This is a genomic window from Bordetella genomosp. 9, assembly GCF_002261425.1.
Classification (GTDB): Bacteria; Pseudomonadota; Gammaproteobacteria; order Burkholderiales; family Burkholderiaceae_B; genus Bordetella_C.
Window position 1 is genome coordinate 1,438,865 of record NZ_NEVJ01000003.1, and the last position, 12,617, is coordinate 1,451,481.

The window sequence follows — 12,617 nt, forward strand, 5'->3', positions numbered from 1 at the left end:
CCCGCTAGCGGATGATCAGCTTGCCGTCCGACAGCTTGGCGGTGCCGCCGGGCAGGTCCTCGGTCACGGATTCATGGCGATTGACCACCTGCAGCTCCACGCCGCCATGGATCTTGCGCGACGCGTGGATCACGGCGTCTTCGGCGACGGTGTCGTCGGCGGACAGGCGCCGTTCGCGCGCATCGACGCCGGCCAGATCCTTGACCAGCTTGGCGTGGGTCTGCACGGCGCGCTCGCCGATGCCATTGGCGGCTTTTTCCGGATTCTTGCGCAGGAAGATCAGCAACTGCTCCAGCTTGCCCTTTTCTTCCTGCAGCCGTTTGCGGGTGCGCTGCAAGGCTTCCTTCTGCGCCTGCGCATGCGGATTGACGCCGACCTGGATGATGGTCTTGACGCCCGCCATGGTGCCCAGCGTGGCGGCCCGTACGCCGCGCAGCGCGCGCACCTGCCCGCCGTTGATGTTGCCCTGCGTGGATCCCTTCGCGCCCACGGTCACCGTATCGCCGGCGTTCACCTCGCTCTGCCGGATCTCGCTTTCGACCTGGACGTCCTTGCCGGCGTTGATCGAGGCATTGCCGATGAAGCGCGCCTTGACCGAGCCGCGCGCCGTCACCTGCGCCAGGCGGGTGGTGGGTTCGCCGGTGGTGGCGCCTTCGGCCGCGCCCATGATGCCCCCCTTGACCACCACGTTGCCGCCGGCATCGATGTGCGCGGCTTCCACGGTGCCGCTGACCAGCACGTCGCCGCTGACCTTGACCGACATGCCGGTGGTGACGTCGCCGCGTACCTGCAGGGTGCCTTCGAAATTGATGTTGCCGGAGTTCAGGTTGACCGCGTCCACTTCGACGACGGGGTTCACCGATACGCCGCAGGGCAAGACCGAAGGCGCGCCGTCGATGGCGGCGACCAGCACGTCCGGATCGTTGGGGTCGCGCACGACGCCCGTCAGGTGGTCGTCGTAGGGCAGGTCTTCCGGCGCGGGCGCGGGCGCGGGATTGCGATAGACGTCGATGCCATCGGTCCCCGCCGTGCCGGGAATCCGGCGCATCAGCGGCATGCCGGCCTTGACCAGGACCAGGCTGCCCATGGAGCGATAGTCGACCAGCGCGTTCTCGTCCACGTCGGCGGCCGCGTGGCGCGCCAGCAGGCTTTCGAAGCGGGTGGGCGCGCCCGCCTTGGGCGGGATGCCCGAGGCGATCAGGACGTCTTCCGCCACGCCGCCTTCGACCGTCTGCAGCAGCAGCTGCTCATCCAGCCCGTAGACGATGCCCTGCTGCGTCAGCGCGGCGCGCACGTCGCCCAGCTGGATGCCGCGGCCGCCCCGGGCGGGATGCAGGGTCAGGTAGACCTGCAGCTTGTCTTCGGTGACCGTCAGCTCGAAGGCGCCATCGACGACCTCGCCGATCACCGCTTCGACAACGCCGTCGCCGAGATCCGCGGCGGCGGGCGTGGCGTCCGGCTCGTGGTGGTCCATCAGTTCCAGCGCGGCGCCCAGCCGCGCGGCATTGGACTCGATCGCCGCCAGCTCGCCGGAGACTTCCTGCACGGCGGACGAGGCAGCCGCCACGGCGGTGCCGGCTTCGCGCAGGGCGTCCGCGCTGATGCGCGCCGCGGCTTCCTGGCAGCGCGCCAGGAAGCCGGCCACGGCCGCGCTATCCAGCGCATCCGGTGTCCAGCCGCGCGCCGCCAGGGCGGCCTGAAGCATGTCGCTGTCGGGCGGCTCCGCCGCCGCGGCGGCTCGAAATCCCGCGCGCAGCTCACGGGTAGCAGGATCCAGGGTCAACCAATAGGATTGCGTCACTGCCGTGTATCCTCGAGAAATTACCGACGCGCAGACGACGGCGTGTCTTCGTGTCGGCTTGGAATCATTGTTGGACCCGAAGGGTTCATGCGTGTCGACAGAAAGGGCTCAGCGCGTATTTCAAAATATTAACGGGCAAACTTCAAGTTGCGACCCTTTTTTTCTAAAAATTAGGTAATTTTTCCTTAGCTACCGGGACACGCCTGCCGTCGGGAGAAAGATTCAGCTTTCCGTCAGCATCGTATCCCCCTCCATCGTCTAGGAGTCGTTACATGGATCTGGGTATCGAGGGCCGTACCGCGCTGGTGTGCGCATCCAGCAAGGGCCTGGGCCGCGCGTGCGCGCTGTCGCTGGCGCGCGAAGGCGTGCGGGTGGTGATGTCGGCGCGCGGCGCCGATGCGCTGGAAGAAGCCGCCGCCGCGATCCGCGCCGAAACCGGCGCCACCGTGACGACCGTGGCCGCTGACGTCACCACCGCCGAGGGCCGCGCGCGCCTGCTGGCGGCCTGTCCGCAGCCGGACATCCTGGTGAACAACGCCGGCGGGCCCAAGCCGGGCGATTTCCGCGAATGGTCGCGCGACGACTGGATCAAGGCGCTGGACGCCAACATGATCGCGCCCATCGAGTTGATCAAGGCCACCATCGACGGCATGATCCAGCGCCGCTTCGGCCGCATCGTCAACATCACGTCGGCGGCCGTGAAGATGCCCATCGACCACCTGGGCCTGTCCAATGGCGCGCGGGCCGGCCTGACCGGCTTCGTCGCCGGCCTGGCGCGGCAGGTCGCCGAGCACAACGTCACCATCAACAATCTGCTGCCCGGTCCGTTCGAGACGGACCGCCTACGCGGCACCGCGATCGCCACGGCGCAGAAGACCGGCAAGTCGGTCGAGGACATCCTGGAAGCGCGCAGGATGACGGTTCCGGCGCGGCGCCTGGGCGACCCGGCGGAGTTCGGCGACGCCTGCGCTTTCGTGTGCGGCGCCCGCGCCGGATTCATGACCGGCCAGAATCTTGTGCTGGACGGCGGAACCTATCCAGGCACGCTGTAGCGCGATCACTATAATTTCGCGATTCAACCCAGGTTACGCCTGGCCGCCCTACTTCGTTTTACGGCTTTCATACGCACCATGCCCGACCTGGATCAAGACACCGTTTCAGCCCTGGAAGCACCCGAGTTCGCCGCCGCGCAATTCGTGCGCTGGTTCCGTGAAGTCGCCCCCTACGTGCACGCGTTTCGCGGCAAGACCTTCGTCGTGGCGTTCGGCGGCGAACTGATCCAGGCCGGCGCCTTGAATACCCTGGTGCAGGACCTGTCGCTGCTGTCGGCGCTGGGCATACGGCTGGTGCTGGTGCACGGCTCGCGGCCGCAGGTCAACGAGCAATTGCGGCTCAAGGGCTTCAGCCACCAGTTCGACCGCGGGCTGTCGCCCACCGACGCGGCGTCGCTGGAATGCGCCAAGGAAGCCGCCGGCGAAATCCGCCTGGACATCGAGGCGGCCTTCAGCCAGGGGCTGCCCAATACGCCGATGTCGCATTCGCAGATCCGCGTCATCTCGGGCAACTTCGTCACCGCGCGGCCCACCGGCGTGATCAATGGCGTGGACTATCGCCACACCGGCCACGTGCGCAAGATCGATGTCGACGCGATGCGCTTCGCCATGGAAAAAGGCTCGGTGATCCTGCTGTCGCCCTTGGGATTCTCGCCCACCGGCGAGGCCTTCAACCTGGCCATGGAAGACCTGGCGACCAGCGTCGCGGTGGCCTTGCGGGCGGAAAAGCTGATCTTCCTGTCCACCACGGAAGGCGTGCGCAACGAGGACGGCAGCATCGATACCGAACTGGCGCGCGTGGACGCCGATGCGCTCCTGGCCAAGGGCGGGCTGGACGAGGACACCGCGCTGTTCGTGAAGTACAGCTCGCAGGCGGTCAAGCGCGGCGTGGCGCGCGCCCACGTGGTGCCCTTCGGCCTGGATGGCAGCGTGCTGCTGGAAATCTTCACCCACGACGGCGTGGGCACCATGGTCGTCGAGGACACGCTGGACGACCTGCGGCCGGCCACGCTGGACGACGTGGGCGCCATCCTGAGCCTGGTGGAACCGCTGGAAGCCGACGGCACGCTGGTGCCGCGCGGCCGCAGCAACATCGAACGCGACGTCGAGAATTTCACCGTGCTGGAACACGACGGCGTGATCTACGGGTGCGCGGCCCTGCATCCCTATCTGGACGACCAGATGGCCGAAATGGCCTGCCTGATCGTGCATCCGGAATGGCAGGGTTCCGGCGAAGGCGAGCTGCTGCTGCGCCACATGGAATCGCGCGCGCGGGCCCTGGGCGCCAAGCGGCTCTTCGTGCTGACGACGCGCACCTCGCACTGGTTCATGAAGCGCGGCTTCGTACAGGGCGGCGTGACCGATCTGCCGCGCGACAAGCAGCAGCACTACAACCGCTCGCGCAACAGCCTGGTGTTCATCAAGCGGCTGTAGAGCAAGGACATGCACGGCCGGCCGCGCGGGCGTCCGGCCAGCGCGATTCGGTAAAATCGCCAATCCAACTTTTTTACGGCAGCAATACCCATGACCCGTACCGTTCATTGCGTCAAACTGAAGCGCGACGCCGAAGGGCTGGACTTTCCGCCCTATCCCGGCGAAATCGGCCAGCGCATCTGGCGAGAGGTCTCCAAGGAAGCGTGGGAAGAATGGAAAGGCATCCAGACCCGGCTGGTCAATGAGAACCGCCTGAACCTGGCCGATGCCCGCGCCCGCAAGTATCTGCAGCAGCAGATGGAGCGCTTCCTGTTCGAAGACGGCACCGTCGAAGCCCAGGGCTTCGTACCGCCTTCCGCCTGACGCCGGCGCCCAAATAAAAACCCCCGATGGCCGCTTTTCCGCTTGCGGCCATCGGGGGTCTTTTTTCGCGCCTGACTATTCCGTGGTTTCGGTGCTTTCCTCTTCGCCGCGGGCCTGGCGCTCGGCGTTCTTGGCGCCGGTGTGCCGCACGTCCGCGCCGCGCACCATGTAGATCACGCGTTCCGACATGTTCTTCGCGTGGTCGCCGATCCGCTCCAGCGCGCGGGCGATGAAGATCAGGTCGATCGACGGCGTGATCGTGCGCGGATCCTCGATCATGAAGGAAATCAGCTGGCGCAGCGCCGCCTTCCATTCCTTGTCCACGTCCTTGTCGTTGCGAACGACCTGCGCCGCCTGCACCGGATCGAGCCGCGCGAAGGCGTCCAGCGACTGCCGCAGCATCGAGCCGACGCTGTGGCCCATGTGGCGCAGGTCCACCATCGGCAGCGAACGGATTTCGCCATCATGGATGCGGCGTGCGACGGTGGCGATTTTTTCCGCCTCGTCGCCCGAGCGCTCCATATCGGTCAGCATCTTCGACACCGCCAGCAGCATGCGCAGGTCGATGGCCGTCGGCTGGTGGCGCGCCAGAATCTGGCTGATGCGCTGGTCGATGTCGACCTCGTAGCGATTGACTTCCTTTTCGCGTTCGCGCACCTTGTCGACCAGGTCCAGGTCGCCGTTGGCCAAGGCATCGACGGCGTCCTGGATCATGGCTTCCACCACGCCGCCCATCGCCAGAAATTGCGAACGGACGCCTTCCAGGTCGGCATCGAATTGTTTGTTAGTGTGCTCGGTCATCCGGGCTCCCTGCGGGGTTAACGACGGTTCCATTGCCATGCGAGCCTCCAAGAAACGCCATTCGGAAGTCCCCAGGCCGCATCGGTCGGCTAGGTTATGACTCCCATGTGACAGGATTATGAATCGTCCGGCCGGCCGGGTGTCACCCACAGCGCGGCCGTGCGGCGCCTACTGGCGTACCAGGCGCCGTATGCCCTGCTGCGTGGCGAGCAGCGCGATATCGGCGCCGGGCTGCGTGAACAGGCCGCAGGTCACGACGCCGGGCAGGTTGTTGATATGCATTTCCAGCGCCGGCGCATCGGGGATGTCCAGGCCCGCCACGTCCAGGATGACGTTGCCATTGTCGGTGATGAAGCCATCGCGCAACACCGGACGCCCGCCCAGCGCGGCCAGCTTGCGCGCCACCGCGGCGCGCGCCATGGGAATGACTTCCACCGGCAGCGGGAAAGTGCCCAGGCGTTCCACCAGCTTGGACTCGTCGGCGATGCAGACGAAACGGTCGGCCACGGACGCGACGATCTTTTCGCGGGTCTGCGCGCCGCCGCCCCCCTTGATCATGTGCAGGCGGCCATCGATCTCGTCGGCGCCGTCGACGTAGATCGGCATGTGCTCGACGTCGTTCAGGTCCAGCACGGGGATGCCCAGCGCGGCCAGGCGGGCGGCGCTGCGTTCCGAACTGGCGACGGTGCCGCGCAGGCGGCCCTTGAACCGCGCCAGGCCGTCGATGAAGAGATCGGCGGTGGAGCCGGTGCCGACGCCGATGATGACGTCCGGGCCGGCGACTTCGCCGACGATTTCCAGGGCGGCCGTGGCGGCCTGCTGCTTCAATTCTTGCTGGCTGAGCATAAGAGCACTCGTTAGATGGGTTTCAAGTTCGCGCAAGGCGGGATGCTACGCCGATCGCGCGTCTTCGTCGTCCCGCGCGGCGGACGGGTCGTCGGGCAGTTGCGCGAACGCCGTGGCCGCCGCGTCGTCGGGCAGGGCTTCAACGGCCTTGAGGCTGCGCAGCATCGCGCGGGTGCGTGTTTCGGTCTGGCCTATCTTGGTGCTGGCGGTCTCCAGCGTGCGCTTGACGCCGGCCAGGGCATCGCCGAAACGGCCGAATTCGGTCTTGACTGCGCGCAGCACCTGCCAGACTTCCGAGGAGCGGCGCTCGATGGCCAGCGTGCGGAAACCCATCTGCAGGCTGTTCAGCAGCGCCGCCAGATTGGCCGGGCCGGCCACGTTCACCCGCAGGCGATGCAGCTTGTCGATCAGGCCGGGGCGCCGCAGCACTTCGGCGTACAGGCCTTCGGTGGGCAGGAACATGATGGCGAAATCCGTGGTGTGCGGCGGCGCCACGTACTTGTCGGAGATGGCGCGGGCCTGCAGTTCGATCGCCTTGGCGAGCGCCGCGGCGGCCACCCGGGCGGCGTCGGCATCGGCCGCCTGTTCGGCCTCCAGCAGGCGTTCGTATTCCTCCTTGGGAAACTTGGCGTCCAGCGGCAGCCAGACCGGCGCGCCGTCGTCGGCGCGCCCCGGCAGGCGGATGGCGAATTCGACGATGGCGTCGCTGCCGGGCACCGGCTTCACATTGCTGGCGTATTGTTCCGGCGCCATGCTGTCTTCCAGCAGGCGCGCCAGCTGCACCTCGCCCCAGGTGCCGCGCGACTTCACGTTGGTCAGGACGCGCTTGAGGTCGCCGACACCGGACGCCAGGGTCTGCATCTCTCCCAGGCCCTTGTGCACGGCCTCCAGCCGTTCCGACACCAGCTTGAACGATTCGCCCAGGCGCTGCTCCAGGGTGGCATGCAGCTTTTCGTCGACGGTGCGCCGCATTTCCTCGAGCTTGCCGGCGTTGTCGGCCTGCAGCGCCATCAGGCGTTGATCGACCGTCTGCCGCACTTCCTGCAGCCGGCGGTCGTTCATGTCGATCAGGCGCTGCACCTGCTCGCCGAATACGGTGCTGAATCGCCCCAGTGATTCGGCCGATTCGCTGCGCGAAGCCTGGGCCTCGCGCGCCACGCCGTTGCGCAGATCTTCCAGATGCCGGCCCAGCTCCAGGCGCAGGCCGCGCATGGCGTCACCCATTTCCGCTCGCAGCGCCCGCTGGCTTTCCGCCAACTCGCCGCGCAGCGCGCCGGCCAGGCGTTCCTGGTCGGCCAGCACCGCCGCCAGATTATCCGTCCCTTTTTTTGACCTGGCGGCATTCCAGGCGGCCAGCCCCGCCGCGAGCGCGGCGAACAGGGCCGCTCCGGCGGCGGCCCACACCCATAGCACAATGTCGCTTTGCGGCAACATGGTCTCCCCAATTACCCAGGCCGCATTGTAGGGCGTACGCCACATTGCCCAAGTTTTCCTTTCCGGGCTGGTTCCAACCCGTCAAACTACGGACATCGTCGAATTTTCGTCATGGAACTGTGGCACCAGCAGAAACAGAACAGCCGCAGCGCCCCAGGCCATTCCTATGAGCATCGTCGCCCTGCCAGTCCGGCGTGAGACCGTCGCCGTGCCGCTGCACGCGCAACCCGCGCCCGCCGAGCTGCACCTCCATACCCAATTCCGGCTGCTGGACCTGGCCGGGCTGCGGCCGATCGCCTCGGGCGCCGAACGGCTGGTGTATCAGCATCCCTACGACCCTGCCCTGCTGGTGAAGGTGATCGACTTCCCGGCCATGGCGGAACATCTCAGCACGCGGCCGCTGCGCCGCTGGCGCAAGCACCACCAGCGCGAAGGCGCCTACCGCAACCACGTCGCCGAACTGGCCGAGTACACCGCTGCCCAGAACGCCGCCGCCGGCCGCTGGAAAGTGCCCATGGCCCGCGTCCTGGGCCTGGCCCAGACCGATATGGGGCTGGGATTGCTGGTCGAGAAGATCACCGACGGCAAGGGCGGCCTGGCGCCGACGGTCGAACAGATCGTGCGCGAGCGCGGCCTCGACGAAAAACTGGCCCGTGAGCTGGATTATTTCTTCGACACGCTGGCGGATCACCACATCATCCTGAACGACGTGTCGGCCCGCAACGTGGTCGTCGGACAGAACGCCGACGGCGAGACAGGCATGTACCTGATCGACGGATTCGGCTCCAAGCAGGCCGTGCCGGTGTTCGCCTACAGCAAGGCCTTGAATCGCCAGCGCATCCTGCGCAAGTACCACAGGCTGAAGGCCAAGCTGGTGCTGCGCAGCGAGGCGCGCGCCCGGTTGACCGAACAGAATCGCTGATCTCAGGGGAAAGAGCGCGGAGCGCCGAGAGAAAGCCGGAGAGGGTCAGGACCGCAAGGCCTGACCCTTGCAAGGCCTCCCCTGCCGCGTCACCCAGTCATAGTCGCGCCCCGCCATCTGCCCACGCCGCAGCGGATTGCGGGTGCAGAACGGCGCGTAGGCGGGATCCACGAAACGGTAGGGAAGATGCGCGTCGCGGCCTTCGGGTATGCCCAGCCGCACGGTGCGGATCAGCCTGGACGGGCGCGCACCGATATCTTCCACGAAGAAGACTTCCGGATCGAAATGCCCGCCATCCCAATCCGGCACCTTCAGGCCCAGTGATCGGCACAGCAGGGTCTGGCCCGCGCACAGGCGCTGCGGCGGCCGGCTGCTGCCCTGGGCGTCCGGATTCAGCGCCTGCATGCGCGCCAGCGACTCTTCGCCGGATACCGCGTCGACCCACGGATGGGCGGACTTGATCAGGACCGCGTTGCCCGGTCCGCCCGCGCTGATGTTCAACGAATCGCCGCCACGCGCGTAGTACATATAGATCGCGCCGCCATCCATGAACAGCGCGCGGCGCTTGTGGGTGTAGCCCAGCGAGGCGTGGCTGCCCTTGTCGTGCAGGTAATAGGCTTCCGTTTCGATGATGCGCGCCGACAGCCACAGGCCCTGGTGCCGGCGGCGCAGCACCATGCCGATGAGCTCGCGGGCCACCTGGCAGGCGTCCCGATCGAAGAACGAATCTGGCAGCATGGGGCCGCCGGTTCCGGTGTCAGGCAAAACGTTCCGTGTAGCGTTTTTCCGAAAAACCGACGCTGACGGCGCCATCCGGCGTGACGGTGACCGGGCGCCGCACCAGCGCCGGATATTCGGCGATCAGGGCCTGCCATTCGCCGTCGCTGGCCACCGCCTTGCGCGCTTCGGGCAAGGCGCGCCAGGTCATGGACGTCCGGTTCACCAGCTTTTCCCAGCCGCCCACCTGCTCGGCCCACTGCTTGAGGGTGCCGGCGGCCACGGGATGGTCGCGGTAGTCGACGAATTCATGCTTGACGCCGTGTTCGTCCAGCCAGGTGCGCGCCTTGACGCAGGTGCTGCATTGCTTGAGGCCGTACAGGACGGTCTGTTTCATTGGGTCCCCTTCAAGGCGGCGCGCCGCTGCAGGTGGTTGGCCGCCACCACGCACACGCCGACGATCAGAATGAAAAGCGCCGCGAGCGCATTGACCTCCGGCTTCAGGCCCAGGCGTACCCGCGAAAACACTTCGATCGGCAGCGTGGTGTAGCCGGGGCCGGACAGGAAGGACGACAGGATCACGTCGTCCAGCGACAGGGTAAAGGACAGCAGCCATGCCGACGCCAGCGCCGGCGCGATCAGGGGCAGCGTGATGGTGAAGAACACCTTCAGCGGCGTGGCGCCCAGGTCCAGGGCCGCTTCTTCCAGCGATCGGTCCAGGTCGCGCACGCGGGACTGGATGATGACGGCGACGAATGCCATGCAGAAGGTCGTATGGCCCGCCCAGATCGTGAACATGCCGTTTTCCGGCCAGCCGATGGTGGTGCGCACTTCCACGAACATCAGCAGCATGGAGATGCCGATGACGACCTCCGGGATGACCAGCGGCGCGCTCAGCATGCCGATGTACAGCGAAAAGCCGCGGAAGCGGCCCATGCGCGCCAGGACGTAGCCTGCCCAGGTGCCGATGATGGTGGCGGCGGTGGCCGCCAGCGCGGCGATGCGGAACGACAGCCAGGCGGCGCTGAGCAAGGCGTCGTCGCGGAACAGCGAACCGTACCACTTGAACGAAAAGCCGGACCACGACGTGACCAGCGGTGAATCGTTGAACGAAAACGCCACCAGGCTCAGGATGGGGATATACAGGAAGGCGAAGCCCAGTCCCAGCGCCAGCGCGCGCATACCGCGATGAGGCCCCTTCATTGCCTGGCCCCCCGGCCCGGCTCGACCTGCCTGACCTGGTTGTACTGGAACAGCGCCAGCGGGACCAGCAGCAGCAGGACCATCACGCAGGTGACGGCCGCGGCCATGGGCCAATCGGCGTTGTTGAAGAATTCGCTCCACATGACGCGGCCCATCATCAGCGTATTCGCGCCGCCCAGCATTTCGGGAATCACGTACTCGCCCACGGCCGGGATGAACACCAGCATGGCGCCGGCGATCACGCCGGGCCGCGACAGCGGCACGGTGATCTGCCAGAAGGCCTGCCAGGGCCGCGCGCCCAGGTCGTAGGCGGCTTCCAGCAGGCGCAGGTCCATCTTCACCAGGTTGGCGTACAGCGGCAGGATGAAGAACGGCAGGTAGGAATACACCATGCCGATATAGACGGCCAGGTCGGTCCGGTAGATTTCCAGCGGCTGCGAAATGATGCCCAGCGCCAGCAGCAGCTTGTTGAGCAGGCCGTCGTTGCGCAGGATGCCGACCCACGCGTAGACCCGCAGCAGCAGCGAGGTCCAGAACGGCAGGATCACGCCCAGCAGCAGCAGATTGCGCGTGGCCGGGGCCGAGCGGGCGATGTAATACGCCATGGGATAGCCGATCAGCACGCAGCACAGGGTACTGATGGCGGCGATCTTGACCGAGCTCAGGTAGGTGGCCAGATAGAGGCTGTCGGTGAACAGCAGCGCGTAGCCGCGCAGGTGCAGGCTGAAGTTCAGCGCTTCGTCCTTGAGCTCCAGCAGCGGCGTATACGGCGGCACGCCGAACTGCAGGTCGGCGAAGCTGATCTTGAGCACCAGCAGGAACGGCACCAGCAGGAACAGGGCCAGCCAGGCGTACGGCGGCACGATGGCCAGCGCGCGCGGCGACGGCAGCAGGCGGCGCAGCGGCATGATGTTCATGAGGGCAGCACCGTCGCGCTGTCGGCGTCCCAGGCCACGTAGACTTCTTCGTGGACGGCCGGCGCGTCGTCCTGCGCGAACACGCGGCGCGGCACGGTGGCTTCGACCGTCATGCCCGAATCCAGGCGGATGTGGTACAGCGCGTAGCTGCCCATCCAGGCCATGTGGGTGACGGCGCCATGCGCCCAGTTGTAGATGCTTTCCGGCTGCTCGCGCGACACCACGATGCGCTCGGGGCGGATCGATACGTACACCTGCATGCCCAGCGGTTCGCTCACGCCATGGCTGACGTACAGCTGGCGCGACAGCTGGTCGGATTCGATGGCGACGTGGTCGGGTTCGTCGACCACGATGGTGCCCGAGAACAGGTTGGTGCTGCCGATGAAGCCGGCGACGAAGCGCGAATTGGGGAACTCGTAGACGTCCTGCGGCGTGCCGATCTGGACGATCTGGCCTTCCGTCATGACCGCGAGCCGGTTGGCCATGGTCATGGCTTCTTCCTGGTCGTGCGTCACCATGATGCAGGTCACGCCGACCTGTTCCAGGATGCGCACCAGCTCGATCTGCGTGGCCTGGCGGATCTGCTTGTCCAGCGCCGACATCGGTTCGTCCAGCAGCAGCAGCTTGGGGCGCTTGACCAGGCTGCGCGCCAGCGCGACGCGCTGCTGCTGCCCGCCGGACAACTGGTGCGGCTTGCGGCGCGAATAGCCGGCCATCTGCACCAGGTTCAGCGCCTCGAACACGCGATCGTGGATTTCCGCGCGGTCCACGCCTTCCTGCTTGAGCCCGAAGGCCACGTTGGCTTCCACCGTCATGTGCGGGAACAGCGCATACGACTGGAACATCATGTTGACCGGGCGCCGGTACGGCGGCATGTCGGTGATGTCCTCGCCGTCCAGCAGCACCTGGCCGGAGGTGGCTTCCTCGAAGCCCGCCAGCATGCGCAGCAAGGTGGACTTGCCGCAGCCCGAGCTGCCCAGCAGGGCGAACAGCTCGTTGCGCCGGACAGACAGGTTCACCGACCGCACGGCGACCGTGTCGCCGAAGATTTTCACCAGATCCGACACGCGCACGAATTCATCGGAATCCGGCACATGGGAGGCCGCATAACGGCTGTCATTCATGAT

At 66.6% G+C, this 12,617-nt stretch carries 13 protein-coding genes; 4 read left to right on the plus strand and 9 right to left on the minus strand.

The features are described 5' to 3' along the window. Positions 1–4: 4 nt before the first annotated feature. Entirely contained in the window at positions 5–1,801 is a 1,797-nt protein-coding gene (locus tag CAL26_RS17625) for a DUF342 domain-containing protein (RefSeq protein WP_094848115.1), read from the minus strand. A gap of 272 nt (positions 1,802–2,073) precedes the next feature. Between CAL26_RS17625 and CAL26_RS17630 the strand changes: the two genes are divergently transcribed. From CAL26_RS17630 to CAL26_RS17640, 3 genes are all read left to right on the plus strand, one after another. Continuing rightward, positions 2,074–2,853 (plus strand): SDR family oxidoreductase, encoded by a 780-nt coding sequence (locus tag CAL26_RS17630; protein WP_094848116.1) that lies wholly within the window; start codon positions 2,074–2,076, stop codon positions 2,851–2,853. A 78-nt stretch (positions 2,854–2,931) separates the two neighbouring features. Further along, a complete protein-coding gene (gene argA / locus CAL26_RS17635) occupies positions 2,932–4,287 on the plus strand; it encodes an amino-acid N-acetyltransferase (RefSeq protein WP_094848117.1) in 1,356 nt (451 codons plus the stop codon). Between the two features lie 90 nt (positions 4,288–4,377). After that, positions 4,378–4,650: an oxidative damage protection protein gene (locus tag CAL26_RS17640; protein WP_094848118.1), complete on the plus strand. Its 273-nt coding sequence runs from the start codon at positions 4,378–4,380 to the stop codon at positions 4,648–4,650. 75 nt (positions 4,651–4,725) lie between these two features. On the opposite strand, the gene phoU is transcribed toward CAL26_RS17640, so the two are convergent. From phoU to rmuC, 3 genes are all read right to left on the minus strand, one after another. Further along, positions 4,726–5,451, minus strand: coding sequence for a phosphate signaling complex protein PhoU (phoU, locus tag CAL26_RS17645; RefSeq protein WP_179283386.1), 726 nt, complete (start codon positions 5,449–5,451; stop codon positions 4,726–4,728). A gap of 168 nt (positions 5,452–5,619) precedes the next feature. Further along, the gene (gene rpiA, locus CAL26_RS17650) at positions 5,620–6,297 is read right to left on the minus strand and encodes a ribose-5-phosphate isomerase RpiA (RefSeq protein ID WP_094848119.1); all 678 of its coding nucleotides are present in this window, start codon (positions 6,295–6,297) and stop codon (positions 5,620–5,622) included. A gap of 45 nt (positions 6,298–6,342) precedes the next feature. Beyond that, a complete protein-coding gene (gene rmuC / locus CAL26_RS17655) occupies positions 6,343–7,731 on the minus strand; it encodes a DNA recombination protein RmuC (RefSeq protein ID WP_094849941.1) in 1,389 nt (462 codons plus the stop codon). A gap of 166 nt (positions 7,732–7,897) precedes the next feature. Here rmuC and CAL26_RS17660 point away from each other — a divergent pair, with 166 nt between their 5' ends. Then, positions 7,898–8,653 (plus strand): YrbL family protein, encoded by a 756-nt coding sequence (locus CAL26_RS17660; RefSeq protein ID WP_094848120.1) that lies wholly within the window; start codon positions 7,898–7,900, stop codon positions 8,651–8,653. Positions 8,654–8,698: 45 nt separating this feature from the next. Here CAL26_RS17660 and CAL26_RS17665 read toward each other — a convergent pair whose 3' ends face one another. The 5 genes from CAL26_RS17665 to CAL26_RS17685 are packed head-to-tail and all read right to left on the minus strand — an operon-like array spanning position 8,699 to position 12,614. After that, entirely contained in the window at positions 8,699–9,391 is a 693-nt protein-coding gene (locus CAL26_RS17665; protein ID WP_256988516.1) for a DNA-3-methyladenine glycosylase, read from the minus strand. 19 nt (positions 9,392–9,410) lie between these two features. Next, positions 9,411–9,767 carry an arsenate reductase gene (locus CAL26_RS17670; RefSeq protein ID WP_094848122.1) on the minus strand — a complete coding sequence of 119 codons (357 nt, stop codon included), beginning with the start codon at positions 9,765–9,767 and terminating at the stop codon, positions 9,411–9,413. Further along, the gene (locus CAL26_RS17675) at positions 9,764–10,573 is read right to left on the minus strand and encodes an ABC transporter permease subunit (RefSeq protein ID WP_094848123.1); all 810 of its coding nucleotides are present in this window, start codon (positions 10,571–10,573) and stop codon (positions 9,764–9,766) included. The genes CAL26_RS17670 and CAL26_RS17675 overlap by 4 nt, the downstream gene beginning before the upstream one ends. Then, the gene (locus tag CAL26_RS17680) at positions 10,570–11,481 is read right to left on the minus strand and encodes an ABC transporter permease subunit (protein ID WP_094849942.1); all 912 of its coding nucleotides are present in this window, start codon (positions 11,479–11,481) and stop codon (positions 10,570–10,572) included. Before CAL26_RS17680 ends, CAL26_RS17675 begins: the two co-directional genes overlap by 4 nt. Before the next feature lie 5 nt (positions 11,482–11,486). Further along, positions 11,487–12,614 (minus strand): ABC transporter ATP-binding protein, encoded by a 1,128-nt coding sequence (locus CAL26_RS17685; protein WP_094848124.1) that lies wholly within the window; start codon positions 12,612–12,614, stop codon positions 11,487–11,489. Positions 12,615–12,617 lie beyond the last annotated feature (3 nt).

Bases quoted from the DNA above. Each gene is read 5' to 3' on its own strand.
- CAL26_RS17630 (WP_094848116.1), top strand. From the start codon at position 2,074: ATGGATCTGGGTATCGAGGGCCGTACCGCGCTGGTGTGCGCATCCAGC.
- argA (WP_094848117.1), top strand. From the start codon at position 2,932: ATGCCCGACCTGGATCAAGACACCGTTTCAGCCCTGGAAGCACCCGAG.
- CAL26_RS17640 (WP_094848118.1), top strand. From the start codon at position 4,378: ATGACCCGTACCGTTCATTGCGTCAAACTGAAGCGCGACGCCGAAGGG.
- phoU (WP_179283386.1), bottom strand. From the start codon at position 5,451: ATGACCGAGCACACTAACAAACAATTCGATGCCGACCTGGAAGGCGTC.
- rpiA (WP_094848119.1), bottom strand. From the start codon at position 6,297: ATGCTCAGCCAGCAAGAATTGAAGCAGCAGGCCGCCACGGCCGCCCTG.
- rmuC (WP_094849941.1), bottom strand. From the start codon at position 7,731: ATGTTGCCGCAAAGCGACATTGTGCTATGGGTGTGGGCCGCCGCCGGA.
- CAL26_RS17660 (WP_094848120.1), top strand. From the start codon at position 7,898: ATGAGCATCGTCGCCCTGCCAGTCCGGCGTGAGACCGTCGCCGTGCCG.
- CAL26_RS17665 (WP_256988516.1), bottom strand. From the start codon at position 9,391: ATGCTGCCAGATTCGTTCTTCGATCGGGACGCCTGCCAGGTGGCCCGC.
- CAL26_RS17670 (WP_094848122.1), bottom strand. From the start codon at position 9,767: ATGAAACAGACCGTCCTGTACGGCCTCAAGCAATGCAGCACCTGCGTC.
- CAL26_RS17675 (WP_094848123.1), bottom strand. From the start codon at position 10,573: ATGAAGGGGCCTCATCGCGGTATGCGCGCGCTGGCGCTGGGACTGGGC.
- CAL26_RS17680 (WP_094849942.1), bottom strand. From the start codon at position 11,481: ATGCCGCTGCGCCGCCTGCTGCCGTCGCCGCGCGCGCTGGCCATCGTG.
- CAL26_RS17685 (WP_094848124.1), bottom strand. From the start codon at position 12,614: ATGAATGACAGCCGTTATGCGGCCTCCCATGTGCCGGATTCCGATGAA.